This is a genomic window from Acetobacterium fimetarium (assembly GCF_014284475.1).
In the GTDB taxonomy this organism is placed as follows: domain Bacteria; phylum Bacillota; class Clostridia; order Eubacteriales; family Eubacteriaceae; genus Acetobacterium; species Acetobacterium fimetarium.
Map to the genome: position 1 here is coordinate 75,883 of NZ_WJBC01000003.1, position 22,319 is coordinate 98,201.

Here is a 22,319-nt window from a genome sequence, read left to right on the forward strand (position 1 = left end):
CCTCATTCATGGTTATATTTAGTAGATTTATTCCTTTGTCATGGCTCTCACTTCAGTGACGGTTTCCGGGTACAATAAATACAGACGTCCCACATATAAGATCGGAAAAACAGTTCAATGCTAATATTGTCAGTTGTACTGCCTTTGACGTGTCAAAAATGTCCGTTTTCCTTTATTTTGAACGCCACTTTCTATTAACATAGTAACAAACCCCGTTCAACAGGTCAAAAACACTTTTAATCATTAAATCCGATGCAACATAAAGAAGTCAAGTCCTACCGAAGTATTAGGGTCCCGATCCATATCCTTTTTTTCGCAAAAATCCAATATCTCCGTTTTATTGAAAAAATCCAATATCTTCTTCGCTTTGTCAGCATCATAATATCCTTCACACTCTTCTGATTCACTTGATTGCTCAGGCTTGGAAGGCTTGGAAGGCTTGGAAGGCTTGGAAGGCTTAGGCTTAGAAATAATTTTTTCTATTAAATCAGGATTTCCAAATATCTGATCCATAAGAAATTTGCGAAATGATAAATCTATCCCCCAAAAATATTGTTCATTTCCGAAGGAAAAATAACACCCTTCCCACTTCCTATCCAATATATTTATAGTTTCTATTTTTCCGTTATTATATTCATAGAAAAAGTCATAATAGTAATCATATAGACACTGCATTAGCCCAAAATATTTTTTTTCGTTAATTTCATTTCCATCAACAGGAGGATCAATAATTCTCCCATGAAAGTTATCTTTAAAATTAAAAATACACGCGCTTCGTGTGGAAAAATTAGATCTAACCTTTGAATTTGTAATGTCGACAATATTAGAAACTTGGTTAATAGCCTTTTGAATTATCTTATCAGTCGTAGTATTACGTGAAGAACCTTTCGATTCTAAGAGATGTATGGCGCCATTTTTATCATATCCTACTAAATCAGGCTCACTGCCACTATTTTCGTTAGAATCAATAATTTTCTTTTTTTTACCTCCAACATTAAATGTACACCCCATAGTTTTCATCGTTTTAAAATGCGTAACCCAAGGAATTTTTAAATACTCTTCTGCCACTGCTTTTGTTAATCCTTGACCTAATTGATAGGATACACATACCTTTTCAGACTGATCCAGATCAAAATAATCATCTTTTAATACTAGTTTTCCGTTTTCTTCTTTAACATTTGCACATACCATAAAAAATAATTGTAAGTGCTTATACCACGATGCTCCAATAAAATTACGCCGATTATTATACCCTACTTGCATAATATGTCGACACAATTCTAATCTATTAATATCCATCGTTTTGATTCCATTTAAAGTATTATATTTACCATTGAAATCTTCAAATTTCAAGTCCATTATGTTTCTCTCCTATGTAATATTATTTTAGTCATTTGCGAAATGCCAAAACCCATTGCTATCAGTTTGTTTTTACGCGAATCTATATAAATTTCCTCTCCTCCTGTAATTGGTGTAATATAAGTGGAGTGATATCATAAAAGTGCAGTCCCAAATTGCAATGAAATGAGGTAAAAGAAAAAAGGTCTGATTATTTATAAAAAAACATATAGCGCAAAAGAACGCTTGTTAGCATTAAAACTAGCGGATGAAATCAAAAACCGAGCTGCATCAGAACGGTTAGGTATTAAGTTGGACACATTGTATTCCTGGATTAGCAAAGCCAAAAATGGTAAGACCTGATTTGCTGCAGTACGTAGGAATGTTCCAATGGCAACTCGAAAAAGAATTACTGGTAGCCTACGAGGAAATTGAGATTTTCCAGGATGCACTTTTTTTTTGTAAAGCGACGAAAGAAATAGCAAAACACTTGCGAATGACCTACCTCCCAAACCACCGGAACTGGAATGTCATCATAAACGTACAGTTTAAAAAGTGTCAAAAACGTGCAGCGTTCTAATAACCCTTTGATTATGACACTTGTTACAACACTTCTATATATCCAGAAATTGCATTAGTAACATTCAAAACCAAAGAGAATCAAAACGGCCGTTTTTGACTCTTTTTATTCTAATACTTCAGATTAACACAAAAGGGGCTTCACATCATCTTTTACGGAAGCGTCCATAAACATTTCACTGTGAAATTTATCATCAAGGATTATCGGACATATGAACGAGTACATCTCTAAAGAATATTGTAATTATTTTCCGATTTTTCATCAAAAACTAAAGCACCTTTCAAATATTTTATAATTCACTTTATTATAACAATAACATGTCCATACATGATCTCAATATGCTTATCCAATTCATTAAAGTTTAATATTGAACTATATTTCGACCTTCGAAAAGAATTTTTGGAATTATTACCTTTTCACAATCAGGATGATTCGTTAACAATAATCTAATCGCTCTTACAGCTGAGTAAACACTCTGCATTAATTCTTTTTGATCTTCCCATATTGTTTCATCGTACAGATTATCATATAGCTGATGTGCTGGTTTTTGCCTGATTTTCCTAAGCATTTTCAATGGTCTAATAATGGTCTCTTCTATTTTTTCAGCCGATACATTTTTAGAAAACCATTCACTCATCAACACTAGTGTTCCCTTATTAAAACCTTCCTCAGTTTTTCTTTCAACTGATACTATAAGATTTGCATCTCTAGTAAATGCTTCTGGTTCTAAATTATTAATAACTAATTTCTCTAAAGTGTTTATAAAATTATAATAATTATCTCGCGTTGGCAATAGAATAATATGATAATTAATTGGCCTATCTTCTTTATCCATAGTATTATACTCAAATTCTTCTTTATAGATTTTTGGAATATTAATACACTCACACATTTTGTTAATATAATGAATTTCCATTAGCAGAGCATCGAAGATTGAAATATCTTCTACCCATTCACCATATATAAGATTTTTTATAAAACCATTGTTTGGATAATAATCCTCGGAATTTTCAAGTAAATGTGAATACCAATGTCCTTGTGCTTTTTTTGATAATTTTGCCAAATCAGATGCAAATGCTACGATAGATCTTTTCTCTGGATTATCCTTCTCATAAGCATGGCCAAAATTTTTTATATATTCGCTGTCTTCAGGTTTATTATTAAACTCATCCTTTACTGATATACTACCTCGATAATCAGAATAAGATATATAATATTTTGGATTACTAAAATAGCGTTCTAGAACGCAAACATTAAAATAAACCGTTTTTAAATAATCTCCATTCGCAATTGATTTAAATATATTATCCATAACTCAATATCTCCAAATTGAATATTTCTGACTGAATAAATAGCCTGTCCAAACATACCGTAAATATTGCAGTATATTATTTTTAAGTTATGCTTCACATCAGTATTGTATTCATTGTAAGATTAATGCGCGTTTCTGTCAACTTATGAATTTAATCATGAAACTAATGCTCTTTGCCCTCAACAAACCATCTCGGTTTTTCATAGTAAACATAAACATCTTTATTCTTAATTCGACAGAGATACCGGGTCCCCTGTCCGCCAATCTTCAAAGACGATCTAGGCCGGATATCAAATATAAAGTCAACGTCAAACTCCCGGCCATATCCCCATAAAATTTTCATTGGAATGATCTTTCCATCTTTTTCAAATTTTGCAATCACCGGTACAAACTTCTTCACGGCCATAAACATATCTCCTTCTAAAAATATGAAATAGGATAGATGACATGATCTTTTTTAGCATCCAAGCAGCCCATCGGATCATCAATCGTTATAGCACTGCGGAGGGACAAATTGCCAAATCGTTTCCTCAGTCCGTCAATGGTATCATCCAGTCTTGCCTGTCGCACCCGTAATTCTTCATTACCAAACAAATCCAGCTGTATGGGTGTTGAATCCGGTACCAGATCCGTAACCCTCACGCCCATGGAGCGGATGTTCGAACTGAAATCATAGCTTTTCACAAACAGATCAATGGCAGCTCTGGCAATTTCATTGGTGAGATCCGATGGTTTCTGGAGCTTCATTTGCCTGGTGAAGCTGTGCAGCTCTTTATTTCGAACGTGAATGGCCACTGTCTGGCAATAGCATCCGGTTTCTCTTAACCGCATGGCCACGCTTTCGGTGAGCATATAAATGAAGATATTTACGTCATTAGCGAACGTACTGATTATCCAAAAGGTCTTAAAAAAGTAGGATAAAAGTGAGACAAAAATAGGGGCAAAATAGCCAGAAATAGCCAGAATTTTTCGATTTTTCACAGTCGGTCATACTTTTAAGTGGAAAGATAAAACAAAAATAAAAAAAGAATCGCTAATTAAAGCCATTCTTTTAACAAAATATTATATCCTTACTGGAGCTAGCGGGGGGAATCGAACCGCCGACCTACTGATTACGAATCAGCAGTAAAATGGCATATTAAAGCCATTTATTTGCCTTTTGCTACATTTTTAAGACACATCTTATCTCTTTTTTTCAATTGCTAACACATAGGGGTCGTCATCCTTTATGTCAGACACTTGTTGCCAAAGGAAATATGCAAATTAATTTAAAATCACTATATCTTCATTGTCACTTTATTTGATGGAGGCGGTCCGTACCGGTTTAAGATGACAATTTGTATTAAATATTATCGACATTATTAATCTGAATTAATCATTCATCTATATGGCGTTCCTTGCGGGATCCGAACTCCCGACTTTCCGGTTCGTGAGTGGATTGGGAAGTCTCTGTCGTCAGTCGTATCCTCTTAATTCATTTGACTATAAAACGCATTAACCACTTATCTTGATGATCTGGCCTATTTTCATCACACAATCAAGAGTATCCTCAAACTTTACGCTTCTGGCAAACTCATTCTCCTTTTGATAATTTTCCCAAAGAGACTGTTGTGCCAAGTTTGTCTTAATCAGTTCATAAATTGATTCATATAAACGAATCTCCTCAAGAGAATTCCGTATTTTTGCCGTGTTTTCAATCGCCAATGCCAGCGTTTTTACTTCTATTCGCGAGTAATAAAGATGATAAAGCATATATAAGTCATACAGGTCTCTTGCTCGAGTGTTTAAGATATTACGTTTCAAGATAGTCTCGTATTTTTCTGCCAAAATCGTTTCAACCGGGTAAGCCATAATTGAAGCTTCGCCGTCACCGAATAAATATGGATATGAATAGGCGACTTCCCTGGGGGTGATTGCGTCACCTGTTGTAATATCGACTTTAAGAACAGCGTGAATCTTTCCATAATCCGCAAATATTGTTGCACAATAATCCTCATACTGACTTTTTTCACGAATCGATTTAAGTCCCTGGAGGGAAAATACGATTTCATCATCGGATTCAAACCGTAAAATTTCTGTTAAAATCTTTGTCAGCAATTCCTCATTAACTGGTAAACCTCGAATAGTGGTATCCATATCCATTGTTGTTCGCTGATTTACACCAATCATTGATGCGATCAGAAGTCCACCTTTTAAAATAAATGCATCACGATATTTTGAATGCGCTAGTCGCTCAAGAATCCGCTCAAACAGAAACATCTGGAGTAAAGAACCAGCCCCAATTTCTTTTTCTTTCGCCATCTTTCGAATGGCCCCTTTTAATTGCTCCGGCGATTTCATAATAACACCTCCGTATATACCCTCAAAGCATTTTCCAGCCCCAATTTTTGCGCATAAATGCTCAACCTTAACAAGTTCTTTTCCTCACTTTCAAAATATAGCTTCAATGCATCATTAAATAACTGCATATCCATTTTTTTGCGATATTTTATCAAATCTAGAATGCAGCGTTCGGCATCATATATAAAAATGAATGCACCAAAGGTAGTTTGAGCCGTTTTTTTCCCGAGTTCGAAATATTCTTGTTTAGGATAATGTAAAACAATATTTGAGTTTTCCCTTTTGATACGCGTCATATTTCTACCATGTGGTACGCTGATATGATAAATTTCCGGGACTCGATTGGATAAACCATTAAAATAAAGGGCGGTTCCAAAGGAGAATATCCCATCCGGAATTTTGAGTTGAATGATCTGTAACTCATCCACTGTTCCTTCCGGCAGCATATAAACACCTCGCTTAACCCGAATCAACGCCCCTTCTTCAACTAGCCGTGACAATACCTCTTTGCGCAGCTTTTGATCTACTACATCTTTTGTCTTAATCTGACCATTTTTACGTCTAATTAAATCCATTATTTGATCTTTCTGTCCCATAACGCACCTCCGTACTAGCACACTTCTATTCTATCATTTCGAAGTTCATACGTACAGGTTTATCGAAATTTTTCACTTATTCTTTCTACCTGTGAAATACCAATTATTAATTCTGGAAACATCCATATAAATGGCCAGCTGGAAAAGCGTAATTCCTCCCTTGAGAAACAGAAAAAACTCAGAAATGCCAAAAATCATTGCCGGAATGAGTATTCCAATCTGATAGTGGTTCTTCCTTATATTTGAGTAAATTCCTTGTTCAACTGAACATAATTCTGGAATTGTCATGCTTTTAATATGTGTGATTTATTGAATATTCAAAATAGTGGAAGATGAACCGATTAATCCTGACCATGTGTCAGTCGAATCATATGTTCAACATATTTATCTGATTCAATGGTATACCACCAAGAATTAAGCAATAGTAATAAATCGTATGCTTACGAATTGGGAATGTTTCAAGTTTTGTGTAAACTCTCAAAACTGATATAGTGGGATTTAATCTTAATGAATAAATGGCGACAAACCACAATTTGTCCCTTAATTGCATTATACATCGATTTTCCGGCAAGTCAATAAAAAGGATACAATTAGTTTACACTGCCCATCACTGCCTTTTCTTGAATTAATTTCAAAATAAATTAGCCAATAAAACCGTACTTATTATCCGAGAAACTTTTTTATATATAAGAAAATTCCGATATTTTCTAGAGATTATTGGGATAATTCAGATTCCTCGTCGGCGGGAACACCCTTGCCCATGGTTATGCACTTGACCCATGTTCGGAACTTTCACCCGTTCGATTACGCCTATGCTCACACCTAGAAAAAGACCACTTTTTCAGTGGCCTTTAATTCTTTCCTTGGTTTTATTCATTAAAATTAATGTGTATAATCAATGATTCTAATTGATCCTCCAGCCTTCTTTTCTATTGCAGCTATCATCTGTTCTGCATTCGGACACGGAAACCTAATGGGATTGCCCTTTGTGATACATGAAACAATAACAATCGTGTCCGCACCTCTTTTAATCATTTCAGCAGCTCTTGTAACAGCGTTTTCCCTGGGCATCCACCACAGGTATTCATTCTGGCAACTTCGTTATCTTCCTCAATTCCTTCAAAAGCCAGCTTCTTAGTATTAATTACTTTAAAACACGTTGTTGCCGGGCACATATCTTCCGTCTGCATACATCTGATTAATCCGATCTTCATAAATAGACCCTCTCTCTGTGGTAGCTGATATTTAGTTTCAGTACTCGTGTCATAGACCGTTACACTTTGATCTTCACTGAGTGCAGCAACCGGAACTAGCTCTGGCACTGATACAGATTGAGATATTGCACTTCGGCGGGCTCAGAGGACATACCATTGTGACTCCCAGGATCAGTATTGAATGTCACCTCATTTCCATTGCTGGTAGCGACAATGGTTCTATTCACATAGGTTCTGTAAACCAGTATACCTCTGGCTTGAAGTCTATTCATCACTTTCTGTGTCGTATGACCATAGTTATTCCCTTTGCACGCTTATAACAACAACCTTATGATTGACCTTATCCTGGAATCTGTCACCTGTGGATGCTCGACTGCCATGATACCCGACTTTTAGGACAGTTACCGTTAAATCTGAACCGTTTGATACTGTCTGCCTTTCTGAGACCGCTTCTGCATCTCCTGTTAATAAGAGTGATGTATTCTCATAGGTTGCTTTTACAACGATCGAGTAATCATTTGCATCGTCATATCTGGTTCCTTTAGGAGCTAAGATGGTCTTTTTGCTTTTTCCAGATGTCATGACTAATTTATACATTTTGTGAAGTCATTCTTTTCTTATCTAATAACAATTATCTGCGTACTTGTCAAGTTAGTTTATCGGTAGTATCATTGTATCAGGTATTAAAAATGTATTACTACCAAATTTAAATGAAAGGATTGATGAATGCGGTATTAAATTTCCAAAAAGGAACTTTTACAAAATAACTATTATGAAAGAAGGGATAAAATGGTTTTTGTTGCATGTGCCATTCTGGCAGAAGAAATAAAGTGTGCCATGAAAGAATTGGGAATACAAGATGAGGTCATTTTTATTGATCCAGCCTTGCATATTGATGATAAGCTATTAGAAGCAGCATTGATTGAGAAACTAAATGAAGCACAAAGCAGAAATGATAAAATCGGATTGTTAATTGGTACGAGCTGCCATCCTAAGATGATGGAAATCGCGAAAAAATATGAGGCAAAAATAGCCCCAAAAGCAAACTGCACGGATCTTCTACTTGGTGATAAGATGAAAGAGCTGGATTCAGAGTGTAACAGTTTTTACGTTTCATGCGGATGGCTTGAGAATTGGCGAAATATTTTTGTTGATGGGTTGAAATGGGATGCCTGCGATGCCCGCCAGAATTTTGGGTCATATGAAAGAGTAGTCTTTGTGGATACTGGAATTGGTGAAGTTTCGGATGAAGATCAATTTGACTTTTTTGAGTATACACAAGTACCGATTGAACCATATGAAACTTCACTTGATCATTTCAAAGCACAAATCATGTCTTTATACAAAAAATAAAATACACCCACCAAGATAAGAAATCTCATTTTCAAAAATATAAGAAAATGAGATTTCTTTATCTGGAATCGTAGTAACCATTTTTTCAATGCACTTATGATTATTTTGTTATATGTACTTGAGCTCCCCAATGTGCGAGTTGATTAAGAATCGGCATCAAATCACGACAATCGTCAGTCAAAGAATATTCGACCCGCAATGGCATTTCCATAAATTGTTCCCGGGATATAAGCCCCTCTTCTTCCAGCTCTTTTAATGAACTTGCCAACATAGTATTTGTTATCCCTCTGATCTTGCGTTTCAGCTCATTAAATCTCGTTGTTCCGTCCTGAAAAAGAGCACATAAAATGGGTATCTTCCATTTTCCGCCAATTAGACTTAACGCACTTCCTAATGGACAATAGTCCATGCACGGACAATTGTCTTTACAAGGGCTATTATTTTGATCGTCAATTAAAGTCATTTTTTTCTCACCTACTCATAATATTCTGCGTACTTGAAATATCAAATATTCCGTAGTATTATTATACCAGGTAGTAAAACCAAAGTATATGACTATCTAAAAAAAATATTAAGGAGATGGCGAAATGGTTATTAGTAAGGAAATAAAAGCAGTTATTGAGGGCTCAGCATTCCTCTCTCTTGTCACACTGGGTGCAGATGGCACTCCCCACCCAATTATTGCAGGCAAAGGTGAAGTTATCGATGATGCAGTGGTCTTTGGCATTTACAAAATGGAAACAACACAGAAGAATTTGGAGACTAACATAAACGCATGGGTTGTAGGAGCCACAATGAATGACGGTCCTGAAGGTTATCGTCTCACTGGCACAGCTACAGTCAAAGATAAGCAGCTTATTTTTACCCCGATAAAAGTGGACGCTCTGATATAAGCCGTCAATTTAACCGGCTCCAGATATGATCTTGACACTGGAAAAGTAGAATATTACCCAGAAGTATAGGTGTTTAAAAATATCTCTGTTATAATGTGCGTTCAAACTATAACTCTGGAGGTTAATATTAAAAAGATACTATGTATCAGTGGATCACCGATTAAGAATAGCAACACTGATCGAATGCTTAAAACCATTGCCGATCAAACCGGTTTTGAATATGATTTTATTAAACTAAGTGATTGGGTTGTCCGCCCGTGTTTGGCTTGTAAAGCCTGTGTTACAACCAATCGATGTGTTCAGAAAGATGATTTTGAGGAAATAAGCAATCTTATTTTAGGGGCAGAGGTCGTTATTTTTGGCGTGTACACACCCTATGGCATGATTGATGCTTTTTCAAAAGCGCTGCTTGAAAGATTATGGTCAATGCGGCATATCAATAGCCTGAACAGCGGCAAGTTTGCCATTACCGTGGTAACATCTGCTAATAAAAATACCGCTGAACAAGTCAACCAGCAGATCATGATGGAAATGGTCATGGAAAAATTCATCCTACTCGATCAGCTCGTTATTAATGGCACCATTCCCTGCTTTACCTGTGGTAAGGGAGACATCTGTGGCAATTCTGCCGCCCCTATGCAGGTAGGTGAAAATGGGATCGTATCCGATTCCAATTGTTTTGATGTTGAAACTCAAAGCGTCTTTGAAAAAGGAAAGAAACTTGGAAAATTATTAGGCGATTACCTTAGAAATGATCCTGCCTTTGATAAAGAAGGATACCAAAAGAATATTAACAAAATGATGGGACAGATCATGCCCGTGATGGATCAGGGTATGCGACAGTGGCGAGAAGATGAACTGAAAAAAGTCAATATGCAAATAAAAAAGAATTAGCAGTTTGTAGTTTATTCATCCTGTATAATTTTAGAAAAGGTCCAGTCCCAGCTATGAACCTATATGGTTCTGTTGGGATTGGGCCTTTTCTTAATTTGCGCAACTGTCTGGAAATCAGGAAAAATTAAGCAACATATTTCTATTTTCAATGATGCCTGAAATGGTTTTTGCTGATCCATTAGCACATAATGTATAGGATAAACTAACAAACGAGGTTCTTGATGCCACTAAAGGATGGATTCTTAAATGACATCGTTATGTATCCTCTGCTGTATTTGATTCTGTGTCTATTTTACCAAAAATTCACACCTCAGTTGGCGAGAATTATCAATGAGGTTGAAAATACTTTTGACACACTAACCAAACATAAAAAAAATGGCTTTAAAAAGCCATTTTCGATAGATCTTACTGGAGCTAGCGGGCGGAATCGAACCGCCGACCTACTGATTACGAATCAGTTGCGCTACCATCTGTGCCACGCCAGCAGTAAAACTTACTGATCTATCATAACACAAACCCTCACTTCAATTCAATATCTTTTTCGTTTTTCTTTTCTCTTTTCTTTTCCAATCTAGCCGGCCATTCTCGATTTCTTGTTTCCTTCGATCAGACCGCTTAATTCTTCTGCGCTTTGAAAAACTGCGACATAAGGAGGATCTAAATTAATATGATGCCTGGTCTTTGCAAAATCAGCCAAATCATCCGATAAATCGGTCCATTCCCTATCCATCTCACCAGAATGCTGAGATGGATCAGCTTTTTTTGCCGAATCATTCTTTATTTTTATGCATTTTTCCGGAACAGTTCTGTATTTCGGACAGTTTTCCGGCGCTGCAGCACTGCCATTTGTGTAACCGTATATCCCTGATTTCCAAAGTACCTTTATTTTTTACCCTCCATCACTTATAAATTCGTAAATGTTTTCAACTATAGTAATTTATGTACCTAATTAATGATCAACTAACAATCTTTCTAAACTTTTTCGTTGATTATTTATCCTTGTACTGGCCCTATCCTCGTGTTAGAATGGCCTTAACTTAATACCAGAGTAGACAAAGATGCGTAAAGTGTTAAAGGATGGGAAGTTGCCTTTAAACGAAATGTGACCATTGCGATATCTTGTCGCTTCCGCTGATACAATGCAAATTGTAGGCGCGGAAGCATTACTTTGAAATCGAAGGAGGATTTTATGAAAAGTAATGCTTTTATTAGTAGTCCCACAAAAACAAGAGTAGTTGTCAATTGTGGTCTGCTGATTGCCGTCAGCATCGTGCTGAAGATTTTATTTGAGGTGTATATTCCTCTCGGTGGTTTTCCATCATTAAGGCTAAATATTACTGCTTTGCCCATTATGCTCAGTGGTATTCTACTCGGCCCCATTGCTGGTTTCGCTGTTGGTTTCATCTCAGACCTTATGTGCTTTATCATTAAGCCGGGCGGTCCGTTTTTTATTGGCTTCACCCTGGCCAGTGGCCTTACAGGCTTTATCCCGGGTCTTCTTTTCATGATTTTGAAAAAGAAGGAAACCAAATACCTGGAATGGTTTAACTTAGTCTTTGTCGCTTTTGCAGGGATTATTCTGGCTGTTTTTGGTGTATTCAGTTTTGAAAATGGTAGTGTTTATTATGCGGGGGAACCACTTAACCTGGTTTTCTTTGTCATCTTTATTGCTTTAATGATTGCTTTTGCTGTCTTCCCCATTATTGTTGTAAAGAAATCAAATCTTGATAGTGAATATCGAAGCGATCACATTCTGTTTATCGTTAGTGTTTCACAAATGGTCACATCAATTTTATTGAACACGTGGTTTTTAAGTATTCTTTATGGACAGGCAATTGCCGTATTGCTCCCTGCGCGAATCATTACCAATATCTTTCTGATTCCGCTTTATACCATCATTCTGGTCGGATTGCTGAAAACACTTCCAGGATTTATCAGACAAAGCTAGTTTTTAATTTCTGTTTCAAAGTTCAATTAGTGTCCCGTATGGCTTGTTGTCACCATTGATAACAATCGCTGTACAGGACACTTTTTTAATATCTCTAATTTCTTTGTTAATTTCATCTCAATGCTTGAGTATTGCCCCAAAAGAGAGTATACTAACATTGTCACAAAAAAAAAGTTGTAAAATTTGAATAACACTTAGGAGGTTTTCCAAAAATGGGATTAGTAACATCAACTGACATGTTTAAAAAAGCTTACGAGGGTGGTTATGCAGTTGGCGCTTTCAATGTCAACAACATGGAAATTATCCAGGGTATTGTTGAAGCTGCCGGTGAAGAACAAGCGCCGCTTATTCTTCAGGTCTCTGCTGGTGCCCGTAAATATGCCAATCCAGTTTATTTAAGAAAACTCGTTGAAGCTGCAATCGAAGTCACCGGTTTGGATATCTGTTTACATCTGGATCACGGTTTCGATTTCGAAATTTGCAAAGCGTGTGTTGATTCCGGCTTTACATCAGTCATGATTGACGGCTCTGAGCATCCCTTTGAAGAAAATATTGCTTTAACTAAACATATCGTAGAATATGCGCATGATCACGGTGTCGTGGTAGAAGCTGAGCTTGGAAAACTGGCCGGTGTCGAAGACGACGTTGATGTAAGTGCTCCCAATGCTACCTTTACTGATCCGGATGAGGCGGTTGAGTTTGTTGAACGAAGCGGTTGCGACTCGTTGGCAATAACAATCGGAACGAGTCATGGCGCTTTTAAATTCAAAGGCGAACCTCGTCTGGATTTTGAACGACTGGATAAAATTTCAAATCTTCTGCCTGGATATCCTCTGGTTCTTCATGGTGCTTCTTCGGTTCCAAAAGAATTTGTGGATTTGTGCAATCAATACGGTGGCCAAATTCCTGGCGCTCAGGGTGTTCCTGAAGAAATGCTCAGAAAAGCTGCCAAATCTGGTGTCTGCAAAATTAACATTGATACGGATTTGCGTTTAGCTATGACGGCTTCAATTCGAAAAGTCTTTGTCGAAAATCCCGGTTGGTTTGATCCGCGTCAGTATCTTGGACCAGGTCGTGCCGCCATCAAAGCAATGGTTGCTCATAAAATCAAAAATGTTTTGGGTTGCAGTAATAAACGATAAATTGTATCCCTGACAAATTACTATGGTTCTCCGTTTTAGGGCGTATTGCAGGATGACTTTTGAAGTCAGAATGCGATGCGCTCTTTTTAGTCGCTGTCATGATGATGCGTAAACACGTTTCTTTTCACTGATTCCATGGTATAATAAGCACAAAATAACTAAAAGGATAACTATGAAAGAAATTATTATAACCGAAAATGAAAGCAGTCAGCGACTGGATCGCTTTCTGAAAAAACTCATGCCCCAGGCATCCACCGGATTTCTCCAGAAGATGCTGCGTAAAAAAAGAATCAAGCTCAATGGCCAAAAATCCGAACCGGCCACCAAAATTGAAACCGGCGATGTCCTTCATCTTTATTTTTCAGAGGAAACCATCGCCAATTTCAGGTCGCCGGATGCCGCCAAAAAGAATCTTTCCAAAACCAGCAGCCCTTTGGATATCATATTTGAAGATGCTAATCTTCTGGTGCTTAATAAGCCTGCCGGAATGCTGACGCAGCCGGATAAAACTGGAGCGGCGTCGCTCGTCGATTATGCGATTGATTATCTCATCAAAAAAGGAGATTACGATCCAAAAGTCAATCTCACTTTCACCCCGGCCTGCGCCAACCGTCTCGACAAAAACACCACCGGCATTATCCTGGTTCCGAAAAATTACAAATTCCTTCAGGAAGTCACCAAAGCAATCCGGGAAGATCAGACCCGGAAGGTTTACTACGCGCTGGTGCTGGGAAAACCGAAAGAGGCTGGCGAAATTATCGGCTACCTGAAAAAAGATCCTGTCAAAAACATGGTTACGTTCTCCGAAAAGCAGACCTCCGCCACGGATAAAAAATCGGTGCTCAGCTATCAGACCATCGAAAGCCGCGGGGATTATTCTTTGCTGAAAATCGCTCTAATGACCGGCCGTTCGCACCAGATCCGCGTTCAGCTTTCCACCGTGGGTTACCCGATCCTCGGAGATCCCAAATACGGAAACCGCCAGGTCAACAGCCGCCTATACGAAAATTTCGGGGTGAAAAGCCAGCTGCTTCACAGTGCGAATTTCACACTGACGACGATGGATCAAACCTTTGTCGCGCCGTTTCCGCCTATTTTCCTGAAATCACTGAAGAATTTCGGATTCGATGATGCTTTTCTGACCGAGGTTTAGATATGGGTTACTGGACCAGCCGCGGGCTTCGGGGAAGCCAGCTTGAAGAAAATTTAAATATTACCAATAAAATCTATCTGGAGCAGGGACTGGCCGTGGTTCAAAAAATACCGACTGCCATCAAGCCGGTCGAATTGGATCCCGGCAAGGGAACCATCAAGCTGGCGTATTTTGAAGAGAAAAGCACGGTCGATTATTTAGGAAATATCCAGGGCATCCCGGTCTGTTTCGATGCCAAGGAAACCAATCAGAAACGCTTGCCGATCGCCAATATTCACCGGCATCAGATCGCATTCATGGAAGCTTTCAAAAAACAGGAAGGCCTCTCTTTTCTGATTGTTCATTTTAAATTCTGCAATGAGACCTTCCTGCTGCCCTTTGAAGTCTTAAAAACCTATTGGGATCATGCCCAGAATGACGGTCGCAAGTCGATTCCCTATGCTGATTTTGATCAGAACCTGCGGATCTATCCCTCACATAATATCCGCCTCCATTATCTGGAGGCCATCAATCTTTATCTTACCGGAAAGGAAAAAGAACAGAAATGAAAAAAATAGCAAGTTTCACCGTCAATCATCTGGATTTATTGCGCGGCGTCTACGTATCCCGAAAGGACTACTGCGGCGACCACTGCATCACCACCTTCGATATTCGCATGAAGGAGCCGAACCGGGAACCGGTTATCAACACGGCCGAACTCCATGCCATGGAACACCTGGGCGCCACCTTTCTCAGAAATGATCCGATTCTCAGTGACGAGATCGTCTATTTTGGGCCGATGGGCTGTCGGACCGGCTTTTATCTGCTGATGAAGGGTGAACTGAGTCCTGCGGATATCCTGCCGCTGCTGAGAAAATTGTTCACTTTCATGGCTGAATTTGATGCCGAAATTCCCGGCGCTGCTCCGAGAGACTGTGGTAACTACCTGGACATGAACCTGCCGATGGCCCGCTTTGAAGCCAGTAAATTTCTCACCGAAGTGCTTGAGAACATCCAGCCGGAAAACATGATTTATCCCAAATAAAAAAGCCCTTGCGGGCTTTTTTTATTTTAAAGCTTTGGTTTCGGTTGATTTTGCTTCTTTCGTTTTGTTTTTTCCAAACCATTTCTGGAAGGTATTGATTTCTGCGCCTTCTTTTTCACGCTGTCTTGACAGCTTGTTAATCCGGCCAGCCTGTCTTTTTGCTTCGGCCAGTATTTCCTTATCGTCTGAATCTGGTATTAAAGCCGACCATTCTTCGTACATTCTTCCATTTCTGGTGAATTTTTCATAGTTAATGGCCAATACCTTATACACCTTTTCGCCATTCTCCGTCTTTTTAATTTTCGCTTCGGCCTTCATCCATTTATGAAAATGTCCCATGATATAGGCACTGTCTTCATTGATAATGGTGACATACGGTTTAACCAGCGCACGCGTCTCGTAACTATGCGGCAGCACAAGGGTAAACAGCAAAGAACCGGCACCAAAAACAACAAAAAATGCGACACCCCACAATTTCATAACCCCATCAAAGGTCAGGGCCAGCAAAATCGCTATGATCAGTTCAATTCCCAGCAGTATCCAAACCTGTTTCTTGTCAGACGTTTTCTGGATGCTGTTCATTTCTCCAATAAATGAAGTGTATTGTGCTTCATCGTATTCCCACACCAATGCTTGATCCTGTTTTTCCAGAAAAGCATTGAATTCCCGATAACGCCGATAAAAAGAATAACCATAGCCAAGGGCAATGATCACCACAATCGCTCCGCAGTAGATAAAATAAAAATTATAAACAGCCATACTTGCAAAAATAAACGGAACCGCAATAACAATGATCCCTAAAACAGCTGCCATAAGAGATAACACAATGTTTTGTTTCTCAGGATTTTTAATTTCCAGCATACTTTTTCACAACCTTTTCGATTAAATTTTTCCGAACTTTTCCCGCACTTCGTTAATGTGTCCGCAGGTCATGCTGCCTTCCGGACAGGGACCTTCAACACACCGGGGACCGCCGTTTTTAAACAAAAGTGGCGCAACCTTTTTACATTCAACCAGCATTTGAGTCGCCAGCTCTCTTATTTCCCATTGGGCACGATTACAACAGCGCTGATTGAAAAAATGCAGCAGCTCTCTGGCATTCATCGTCACCACAATTTTTGTTTCACAGGCATTGGGCAGGACAAACCGCGCATCTTCAATGCCCTGTTTTTCAGCCGCCATGACCGCTTTTTTTTCTGGAATGCCGGCCGCAACCAAATCCCTTGTGTATTTTTCAATGAGTTTTTCTGCCAGGAGATCATAAGTTTTTTGAGCATTTTTCATGCCTTCAACAAATACTTTTTCCCCATCCGGCAGTGCTTTTATTTCCGGTGGAATGACATAGTTAAACTGGCCTTCGCTCACATAGCGTTGTGATTTCTGACTGAAACTGGCCATCCGATGACGCACCAGCTGATGAGTCAGCGAACGGCTGACGCCCTCAATCGCAAAGGTAAATGTGGCATGTTCGATCGGCGATGCATGACCCATGTCCATTAATCGGGACAAAAAACGATCGACATTTTCATCCGTAAGATCTTCCATGATCTCCCCGGCACCCGCTTTCGAATAGCAAAGCTTTGCCGCTGCCGCCACCAGCTTTTCCGGTTCCGGGGTATGCTGGATCAGCGTCACACTTAGTTTTGTTTCCATAAATTCTCCTTTCATTAAAGCTATTTTTGATTTTTCGTTTTAGTATCTCATTATAACATTTTTCTCATAATTGTACACCCAAAGCAAAAATTTACGATCTGATCACTAATTCTTGCCCTATACTGACAACTATTTTCATTCTGATTGGCACTTTTTTTCGATATAATAGCCTTATCAATCCGTTACAAAAAAGTGGAGGTAACCAAATGTTTGGCAATCTTGATACCGTCCCTGAACTTTTAAAAAATTATCAGTTCAAAACTGGCGAAGAACATAAATACCTCGGTGACTACTACCGTCTGATGGTTGAGCAGTCCGATGAAACTGGCGTATTGATTGAAAATTATAATATGATTCTTGCGGTTCAGGACATTCATTCGACTTCCCAGAAAGAATTCGTTCTGGATATGTGGTACCGCGAACAGGCCCGTGATATTTTTGTTGACGCAATGGCTTCGGCGATTGTCAAAGCCGCGCCATACAAAGTGAGTTTTCCTGATTTGAAGATCTACCGACTTGATGACCGCTGGGGCTCCTGTTCTCCCAAAAGTCAGCGTGTCATTCTTAATCTTGAGTTGATTAAAACGCCCAAGGAATGCATCGAATATATTGCGCTTCACGAGATGCTTCATTTTCGTTTTCCCAACCATAATGTCTCGTTCTACAGTGCTCTGGCCACGCTGATGTCTGACTGGAAAGAACGGGAAGACATGCTGAACCGGAAATATCGTCTAAATTAAAATTAGGGTTGACGATAAACCCCGTACCGACCAATTGTTAATCGGTTGTATGCTGCAGAATCGGACAGGCTTTCGCCGTGTCCGCTCTGATGCAAACAACATGATGTAACAATTGTCGGTACTATGTTAGTGCTCTGCCGATAATATAAAGCTGGCCGTAGGCCAGCTTTATTCAGTTCTAAAGATGCATTTTCTTTTCGATGATTTTTCGGGTTTTTTCCGGAATCCGATGATAAATCGTCTGGAGTATCACGATGATACAGCTTCCGGATGCCGCCACAATCAAAGACCAGGTTAAGTGAAGCCAGCCTTGCGTGTTCAGGCTGATGATGCCGTCAAGGCCGATCGCCATAATAATGATAAAGATAATGAGATTCGTTGGTATGAAGACAAATTTACTTTTATGCCGGGTATGGTGATAGACAAAACGAAACAAACTGATTCCCACATATACCAGTGTCGCAATGGGCAGGGCATAATTCAAAAACCAGCCATTCTGAGTCTCCCCGATCCGGTAAATGCAATAGCAGGTTATCACGACGGTAATATATGCGCCCCAAAAATTGTAGTTGGGTTTTAAATAATTCATGGCAAAAAAAACGATCACAAATACGCTGATGATGCTCAAGGCAATATATTTAAGCAGCACATGATTCCACGGATAAACCATGTAAACCACCCCGATAATCGCCACCATGCTCAAGGCGATGATGCCAATCGAAAAGAATGCCAGATTCTTTTTACCAAGATGGTCTTCCGAATAGGTATTGATCGCCTGCGGGTATTTGCTGTTCTCCTGCTCATCCGCTTCATCCAGATCGGGAATCGGGAAATCACATAATGGACATTTCTTTACCCCGTGCTCAACTTCAACACCGCATTTTGGACAATAAGCCATACTTTCTCACCTCTTGTTCGTTTCTATTTTTACGGGAATCCCCAGCTGTCTGATTTTTCTGAAAAATATTTTTTCAATCACCGTCACGCCGGAGGTTTTTCCAAATGAAAGTGAAAGCTTGCCGTCATAACTCACCGTCACCAGTTTAAGCCGACTCTCCGCACTGGGCGCCGGAAATACTTGAATACTTTTAACAAAGGGCTTGATTTCCTCGGGTACGGTGATCACGCCAAGATTTGAAAGACCGCTGGTGTATCCCCGCTCGCCATAGCGATTATAAATAATCGGCATTAACAGCTTCTTTACCCAGAGCGGAATTATTCTTAAAAAAATGAACTGCTCGTTTCGCACATTTCTGGAAATATAGCGATTGATGTATTTTGGATTCATATAAAGGCCCATGTAGCTTTTTATCTGTTCGATGATTTCTTCCCGGGTGTAATACCCCAACGCCAAATCGATTTCCGGATTCAGACTGATGAAGAAGTTTCGCATCGTGATGGAAGGAAACATTTTTCTTAAATCAACCGGCACGTTGATCGCAATGCGCTGATGGCGTTTCTTTTTTTCACTCATCGGCAGACCCTGGATATATTCCTGAATGCTTTCCATATATAGCGCCAGAAGATACTGGGTCAGGGAGCATTTGTTTTGTTTTGCAAGCGCAAGAAGCGGCGCTACCGGTACAATTCCGGTGAGCAGAAGGTACTCCCCTTTATCAAGCAGCTCAAAGGGAAAATGGTAAACTTTTCTGTCACCGGGAGGCGGCGGCACTTTTTCTTTGTGATACACTTTGAAAGAATCTTCAAATTCTTTGGGATCAACATCAGAATGGATATCCATCGCATTTCCCAAATCTTTTGGCACGATTCCCTTTTTCACCTTAAAATACTCAACCAGCAGTGTCTGGAAAAATACCAGCCCGCCGCCGCCATCACAAAGGCTGTGATTGAACTCAACATGAATGTAAGATTTATAATAGAGTACCCGAAATGGCAGGGTCTTGCCCTGTCGCTGTCGCATGGTTTTGCACGGATAATAAGCTTCTTCCTCCACTTGCGGAATCACCTCTGTGTGTTCGTAATAATACCAGAAAAGGCCCCGCTTCAGTGTCACCTGGAAATAGGGGAACCGATGGATGATCTGCTCCAGCGCTTGCTGGAGCGCCGCTTTATCCACCGCTTCAGCTAAACCAACCGTCATCCGATACACGGTCGACATCCGTGAAGAAGCAATGGACGTATACAAAAATCCGGCATTATCCAGCGAATAAAATTTATTCCGGTGGTTTTTTTCTTCCATCATCAGCCGCCTCCTCGCAAAAAATTTATTCGAAAGGTCCGCAGAAAACTTTCGAATTGATGCTTTTCTGCTGTTATCGTTACCTCCACGACCACAATTGAAAAAGAGCCAAAGTCTTCCTGTCGCTGATCGGACAAGGTTACCTGCCAGCCATCGCCATAATATGTGTCCTTGATCACTTTTTCTGCCGTTTTCTTAAGATAGCGTTCAAACTCACTTCTTGGAATCCCACGCATTTCCAACTTTTTAACTGTATATTTATCACTTGCTTCTATTTCAGAACAGCTCATCGCCTCATCCTTTTTTGCCTGTTTTGTCTTATCATTTTAACACAGGGTTCTTAATTAAACTATGAAATTATGAATTGCGCGCATTGTATTTTGCTGCTTCGTCACTACCGATAAAATTAGTGATGTTCGATTACATTTATTATCATCCTCTCACTGATTTAGGGGTGAAATTTTTTCACTTTACACCCAATCGGTGTTCATTTTTTTGAATTGCTGTTTTTTTGACGGCAAATTGGCATCGTTATCCATTCATGCGTTTTTTCGAATACTTAATATTACTCTTGAATATCTAAAGGCTGCATGTTAAAATACACTCAATTAAATATTACAGAGTAGATAAGATGCGTAAAGTGTTAGAGGATGGGAAGTTGCCTTTAAACGAAATGAACTCATTGCGATATCTTGTTGCTTCCGCTGGTCCCCTTAAGCTGCCAAATTAAGGGTTGCGGGAGCATTGCTTAAAACATTTTGTTTTATTTAAGTAATGCTTTTTTTATTTGGTTTTAGTAAAAACCATTCCGAATCAACTCATAATTGGTTTGGCGATAGGAGAAAAATGATTGATCAAAAAAAAATTCAAGAAGCTGTCGTGATGATTTTGGAAGCCATCGGAGAAGATCCGACCCGTGAAGGACTGATTGAAACCCCGGCCCGGGTTGGCCGGATGTATGCAGAGATTTTTTCTGGACTGCATGAAACACCGGAAGTTCATCTGTCAAAAACTTTTGCTGTCAAATCCGATGATATCGTTATCGAACGGGACATTCCCTTCTATTCCATGTGCGAACATCACCTCTTGCCATTTTACGGCAAGGTTCATATTGCCTATATCCCCAACGGACGGGTTGCCGGTCTTTCAAAACTTGTTCGAACGGTTGATGTATGCGCAAAAAAACCGCAGCTTCAGGAAGGCTTAACAACCGATATTGGTGAAGCCATTATGGACTATCTTCATGCCCGCGGTGTCATGGTTATCATTGAAGCGGAACATCTCTGCATGAACATGCGTGGTGTCAAGCGTCCGGGAACCAGAACCGTCACGGCCATGCAGGCAGGTATTTTTACCAATAATAAAGAATTGAAAGATGAAGTGCATAAACTTTTAAGTATAAAGTAGGAACCGGTTAATGGATCATTTAAGAAACACCAACCAGCTCTTGCACAATAACAGCTATCAGACCTATTTAGAGAAAATAAGACGCTGTGAAGCGCAGCGGAAGTTCTGCCGACACAATGTGTCCCATTTTTTAGCAGTAGCCCGAATTGCCACAATTAAGGTAACGGAATCTGAGCTTCGCATTTCTCGGGATCTGATTTATACAACGGCACTGCTGCATGATATCGGTCGTTTTGTTCAGTATGAAAACAAAACGCCGCACGAAATTGCCTCCCATGCCTTGGCTATTCCATTGCTCGACACACTCGATTATTCTGAAGCCGAAAAAAGCACGATTCTGGCGGCCATCCTTAATCACCGGAATCCGACGGCGCAGGGTTTCAGCCGAATTTTTTACGAGAGTGATAAAATTTCGCGGGAATGTTTTGCCTGCCCGGCGGAAAAAGAATGTGACTGGTCAAAGCAAAAAAAGAACCTTGAAATAAGTTACTAGAAAAAGAATACTGCAAATAACCGCTTCGAATGTCCGCTG

General features: G+C 39.4%; 26 protein-coding genes, 1 tRNA gene, 1 pseudogene and 2 riboswitches. Of the genes and pseudogenes, 12 read left to right on the plus strand and 16 right to left on the minus strand.

Annotated features, from left to right (window positions below; translation table 11 throughout):
- Positions 1–243 precede the first annotated feature (243 nt).
- Positions 244–1,359 (minus strand): hypothetical protein, encoded by a 1,116-nt coding sequence (locus GH808_RS03020; RefSeq protein WP_050741980.1) that lies wholly within the window; start codon positions 1,357–1,359, stop codon positions 244–246.
- A 192-nt stretch (positions 1,360–1,551) separates the two neighbouring features.
- Between GH808_RS03020 and GH808_RS15755 the strand changes: the two genes are divergently transcribed.
- Complete coding sequence (locus GH808_RS15755; RefSeq protein ID WP_420797518.1) at positions 1,552–1,701, plus strand: helix-turn-helix domain-containing protein; 150 nt, start codon at positions 1,552–1,554, stop codon at positions 1,699–1,701.
- A 578-nt stretch (positions 1,702–2,279) separates the two neighbouring features.
- Here the strand turns inward: GH808_RS15755 and GH808_RS03030 are convergent.
- The 7 genes and pseudogenes from GH808_RS03030 to GH808_RS03060 form a co-directional block, all read right to left on the minus strand.
- Complete coding sequence (locus GH808_RS03030) at positions 2,280–3,230, minus strand: hypothetical protein (RefSeq protein ID WP_050741982.1); 951 nt, start codon at positions 3,228–3,230, stop codon at positions 2,280–2,282.
- Between the two features lie 163 nt (positions 3,231–3,393).
- Entirely contained in the window at positions 3,394–3,636 is a 243-nt protein-coding gene (locus tag GH808_RS03035) for a hypothetical protein (RefSeq protein ID WP_050741983.1), read from the minus strand.
- A 14-nt stretch (positions 3,637–3,650) separates the two neighbouring features.
- Complete coding sequence (locus GH808_RS03040; RefSeq protein ID WP_050741984.1) at positions 3,651–4,211, minus strand: DinB/UmuC family translesion DNA polymerase; 561 nt, start codon at positions 4,209–4,211, stop codon at positions 3,651–3,653.
- 513 nt (positions 4,212–4,724) lie between these two features.
- Positions 4,725–5,570, minus strand: a complete 846-nt coding sequence (locus tag GH808_RS03045) for a nucleotidyl transferase AbiEii/AbiGii toxin family protein (protein WP_115028163.1) — start codon at positions 5,568–5,570, stop codon at positions 4,725–4,727.
- Positions 5,567–6,166 (minus strand): type IV toxin-antitoxin system AbiEi family antitoxin domain-containing protein, encoded by a 600-nt coding sequence (locus GH808_RS03050; protein WP_115028155.1) that lies wholly within the window; start codon positions 6,164–6,166, stop codon positions 5,567–5,569. Before GH808_RS03050 ends, GH808_RS03045 begins: the two co-directional genes overlap by 4 nt.
- Positions 6,167–7,048: 882 nt before the next feature.
- Positions 7,049–7,380: pseudogene (locus GH808_RS03055) on the minus strand (CGGC domain-containing protein).
- Positions 7,381–7,677: 297 nt separating this feature from the next.
- Positions 7,678–7,977: a ComEC/Rec2 family competence protein gene (locus tag GH808_RS03060; RefSeq protein ID WP_050741023.1), complete on the minus strand. Its 300-nt coding sequence runs from the start codon at positions 7,975–7,977 to the stop codon at positions 7,678–7,680.
- Positions 7,978–8,169: 192 nt separating this feature from the next.
- Between GH808_RS03060 and GH808_RS03065 the strand changes: the two genes are divergently transcribed.
- Positions 8,170–8,733, plus strand: coding sequence for a DUF1638 domain-containing protein (locus GH808_RS03065; RefSeq protein WP_050741024.1), 564 nt, complete (start codon positions 8,170–8,172; stop codon positions 8,731–8,733).
- 100 nt (positions 8,734–8,833) lie between these two features.
- Here GH808_RS03065 and GH808_RS03070 read toward each other — a convergent pair whose 3' ends face one another.
- Complete coding sequence (locus GH808_RS03070; RefSeq protein ID WP_050741025.1) at positions 8,834–9,196, minus strand: winged helix-turn-helix transcriptional regulator; 363 nt, start codon at positions 9,194–9,196, stop codon at positions 8,834–8,836.
- Positions 9,197–9,320: 124 nt separating this feature from the next.
- On the opposite strand from GH808_RS03070, the gene GH808_RS03075 reads away from it, so the two are divergent.
- A complete protein-coding gene (locus tag GH808_RS03075; RefSeq protein ID WP_050741026.1) occupies positions 9,321–9,626 on the plus strand; it encodes a pyridoxamine 5'-phosphate oxidase family protein in 306 nt (101 codons plus the stop codon).
- A gap of 69 nt (positions 9,627–9,695) precedes the next feature.
- Entirely contained in the window at positions 9,696–10,520 is an 825-nt protein-coding gene (locus GH808_RS03080; protein ID WP_083439578.1) for a flavodoxin family protein, read from the plus strand.
- 409 nt (positions 10,521–10,929) lie between these two features.
- Here the strand turns inward: GH808_RS03080 and GH808_RS03085 are convergent.
- Together GH808_RS03085 and GH808_RS03090 are read right to left on the minus strand one after the other, a co-directional pair.
- Positions 10,930–11,005, minus strand: a tRNA-Thr gene (locus tag GH808_RS03085).
- 86 nt (positions 11,006–11,091) lie between these two features.
- The gene (locus GH808_RS03090; RefSeq protein ID WP_186841330.1) at positions 11,092–11,250 is read right to left on the minus strand and encodes a hypothetical protein; all 159 of its coding nucleotides are present in this window, start codon (positions 11,248–11,250) and stop codon (positions 11,092–11,094) included.
- 312 nt (positions 11,251–11,562) lie between these two features.
- A riboswitch (THF riboswitch) is annotated at positions 11,563–11,656 on the plus strand.
- 53 nt (positions 11,657–11,709) lie between these two features.
- On the opposite strand from GH808_RS03090, the gene GH808_RS03095 reads away from it, so the two are divergent.
- From GH808_RS03095 to GH808_RS03115, 5 genes are all read left to right on the plus strand, one after another.
- Positions 11,710–12,468, plus strand: coding sequence for a folate family ECF transporter S component (locus GH808_RS03095; protein WP_186841331.1), 759 nt, complete (start codon positions 11,710–11,712; stop codon positions 12,466–12,468).
- Positions 12,469–12,680: 212 nt separating this feature from the next.
- A complete protein-coding gene (gene fba / locus GH808_RS03100) occupies positions 12,681–13,610 on the plus strand; it encodes a class II fructose-1,6-bisphosphate aldolase (protein WP_186841332.1) in 930 nt (309 codons plus the stop codon).
- 172 nt (positions 13,611–13,782) lie between these two features.
- The gene (locus GH808_RS03105) at positions 13,783–14,763 is read left to right on the plus strand and encodes an RluA family pseudouridine synthase (RefSeq protein WP_186841333.1); all 981 of its coding nucleotides are present in this window, start codon (positions 13,783–13,785) and stop codon (positions 14,761–14,763) included.
- Positions 14,764–14,765: 2 nt separating this feature from the next.
- A complete protein-coding gene (locus tag GH808_RS03110) occupies positions 14,766–15,311 on the plus strand; it encodes a Holliday junction resolvase RecU (RefSeq protein ID WP_186841334.1) in 546 nt (181 codons plus the stop codon).
- A complete protein-coding gene (locus tag GH808_RS03115; protein ID WP_186841335.1) occupies positions 15,308–15,787 on the plus strand; it encodes an S-ribosylhomocysteine lyase in 480 nt (159 codons plus the stop codon). Before GH808_RS03110 ends, GH808_RS03115 begins: the two co-directional genes overlap by 4 nt.
- Positions 15,788–15,808: 21 nt before the next feature.
- Here the strand turns inward: GH808_RS03115 and GH808_RS03120 are convergent, their stop codons facing one another.
- Positions 15,809–16,648 (minus strand): hypothetical protein, encoded by an 840-nt coding sequence (locus GH808_RS03120; protein WP_186841336.1) that lies wholly within the window; start codon positions 16,646–16,648, stop codon positions 15,809–15,811.
- Positions 16,649–16,669: 21 nt separating this feature from the next.
- Positions 16,670–17,440 (minus strand): FAD-dependent thymidylate synthase, encoded by a 771-nt coding sequence (gene thyX / locus GH808_RS03125; RefSeq protein WP_186841337.1) that lies wholly within the window; start codon positions 17,438–17,440, stop codon positions 16,670–16,672.
- A gap of 206 nt (positions 17,441–17,646) precedes the next feature.
- On the opposite strand from thyX, the gene GH808_RS03130 reads away from it, so the two are divergent.
- Positions 17,647–18,180 carry a M48 family metallopeptidase gene (locus tag GH808_RS03130; RefSeq protein ID WP_186841338.1) on the plus strand — a complete coding sequence of 178 codons (534 nt, stop codon included), beginning with the start codon at positions 17,647–17,649 and terminating at the stop codon, positions 18,178–18,180.
- 178 nt (positions 18,181–18,358) lie between these two features.
- On the opposite strand, the gene GH808_RS03135 is transcribed toward GH808_RS03130, so the two are convergent.
- From GH808_RS03135 to GH808_RS03145, 3 genes are read right to left on the minus strand one after another with little or no spacing between them, the layout of a single operon-like run.
- Positions 18,359–19,078: a zinc ribbon domain-containing protein gene (locus GH808_RS03135; protein ID WP_186841339.1), complete on the minus strand. Its 720-nt coding sequence runs from the start codon at positions 19,076–19,078 to the stop codon at positions 18,359–18,361.
- 6 nt (positions 19,079–19,084) lie between these two features.
- Positions 19,085–20,383, minus strand: a complete 1,299-nt coding sequence (locus GH808_RS03140) for a hypothetical protein (RefSeq protein ID WP_243166087.1) — start codon at positions 20,381–20,383, stop codon at positions 19,085–19,087.
- On the minus strand, positions 20,383–20,670 hold the full coding sequence (locus tag GH808_RS03145) for a MoaD-like domain-containing protein (RefSeq protein ID WP_186841340.1): 288 nt from the start codon (positions 20,668–20,670) through the stop codon (positions 20,383–20,385). The genes GH808_RS03140 and GH808_RS03145 overlap by 1 nt, the downstream gene beginning before the upstream one ends.
- A 326-nt stretch (positions 20,671–20,996) precedes the next feature.
- Positions 20,997–21,089: riboswitch (THF riboswitch) on the plus strand.
- A 140-nt stretch (positions 21,090–21,229) separates the two neighbouring features.
- On the opposite strand from GH808_RS03145, the gene folE reads away from it, so the two are divergent.
- Positions 21,230–21,787, plus strand: coding sequence for a GTP cyclohydrolase I FolE (gene folE / locus GH808_RS03150; protein ID WP_311135747.1), 558 nt, complete (start codon positions 21,230–21,232; stop codon positions 21,785–21,787).
- 10 nt (positions 21,788–21,797) lie between these two features.
- Positions 21,798–22,280, plus strand: a complete 483-nt coding sequence (locus GH808_RS03155; RefSeq protein ID WP_186841342.1) for an HD domain-containing protein — start codon at positions 21,798–21,800, stop codon at positions 22,278–22,280.
- The last annotated feature ends 39 nt before the right edge of the window (positions 22,281–22,319 follow it).

Bases quoted from the DNA above. Each gene is read 5' to 3' on its own strand.
- GH808_RS03030 (WP_050741982.1), bottom strand. From the start codon at position 3,230: ATGGATAATATATTTAAATCAATTGCGAATGGAGATTATTTAAAAACG.
- GH808_RS03155 (WP_186841342.1), top strand. From the start codon at position 21,798: ATGGATCATTTAAGAAACACCAACCAGCTCTTGCACAATAACAGCTAT.
- GH808_RS03020 (WP_050741980.1), bottom strand. From the start codon at position 1,359: ATGGACTTGAAATTTGAAGATTTCAATGGTAAATATAATACTTTAAAT.
- GH808_RS03095 (WP_186841331.1), top strand. From the start codon at position 11,710: ATGAAAAGTAATGCTTTTATTAGTAGTCCCACAAAAACAAGAGTAGTT.
- GH808_RS03050 (WP_115028155.1), bottom strand. From the start codon at position 6,166: ATGGGACAGAAAGATCAAATAATGGATTTAATTAGACGTAAAAATGGT.
- GH808_RS03060 (WP_050741023.1), bottom strand. From the start codon at position 7,977: ATGTATAAATTAGTCATGACATCTGGAAAAAGCAAAAAGACCATCTTA.
- GH808_RS03145 (WP_186841340.1), bottom strand. From the start codon at position 20,670: ATGAGCTGTTCTGAAATAGAAGCAAGTGATAAATATACAGTTAAAAAG.
- GH808_RS03090 (WP_186841330.1), bottom strand. From the start codon at position 11,250: ATGGATAGGGAATGGACCGATTTATCGGATGATTTGGCTGATTTTGCA.
- GH808_RS03120 (WP_186841336.1), bottom strand. From the start codon at position 16,648: ATGCTGGAAATTAAAAATCCTGAGAAACAAAACATTGTGTTATCTCTT.
- GH808_RS03035 (WP_050741983.1), bottom strand. From the start codon at position 3,636: ATGGCCGTGAAGAAGTTTGTACCGGTGATTGCAAAATTTGAAAAAGAT.
- GH808_RS03110 (WP_186841334.1), top strand. From the start codon at position 14,766: ATGGGTTACTGGACCAGCCGCGGGCTTCGGGGAAGCCAGCTTGAAGAA.
- GH808_RS03065 (WP_050741024.1), top strand. From the start codon at position 8,170: ATGGTTTTTGTTGCATGTGCCATTCTGGCAGAAGAAATAAAGTGTGCC.
- thyX (WP_186841337.1), bottom strand. From the start codon at position 17,440: ATGGAAACAAAACTAAGTGTGACGCTGATCCAGCATACCCCGGAACCG.
- GH808_RS03135 (WP_186841339.1), bottom strand. From the start codon at position 19,078: ATGGCTTATTGTCCAAAATGCGGTGTTGAAGTTGAGCACGGGGTAAAG.
- fba (WP_186841332.1), top strand. From the start codon at position 12,681: ATGGGATTAGTAACATCAACTGACATGTTTAAAAAAGCTTACGAGGGT.
- GH808_RS03045 (WP_115028163.1), bottom strand. From the start codon at position 5,570: ATGAAATCGCCGGAGCAATTAAAAGGGGCCATTCGAAAGATGGCGAAA.
- GH808_RS03115 (WP_186841335.1), top strand. From the start codon at position 15,308: ATGAAAAAAATAGCAAGTTTCACCGTCAATCATCTGGATTTATTGCGC.
- GH808_RS03130 (WP_186841338.1), top strand. From the start codon at position 17,647: ATGTTTGGCAATCTTGATACCGTCCCTGAACTTTTAAAAAATTATCAG.
- GH808_RS03075 (WP_050741026.1), top strand. From the start codon at position 9,321: ATGGTTATTAGTAAGGAAATAAAAGCAGTTATTGAGGGCTCAGCATTC.
- GH808_RS03105 (WP_186841333.1), top strand. From the start codon at position 13,783: ATGAAAGAAATTATTATAACCGAAAATGAAAGCAGTCAGCGACTGGAT.
- GH808_RS03070 (WP_050741025.1), bottom strand. From the start codon at position 9,196: ATGACTTTAATTGACGATCAAAATAATAGCCCTTGTAAAGACAATTGT.
- GH808_RS03140 (WP_243166087.1), bottom strand. From the start codon at position 20,383: ATGATGGAAGAAAAAAACCACCGGAATAAATTTTATTCGCTGGATAAT.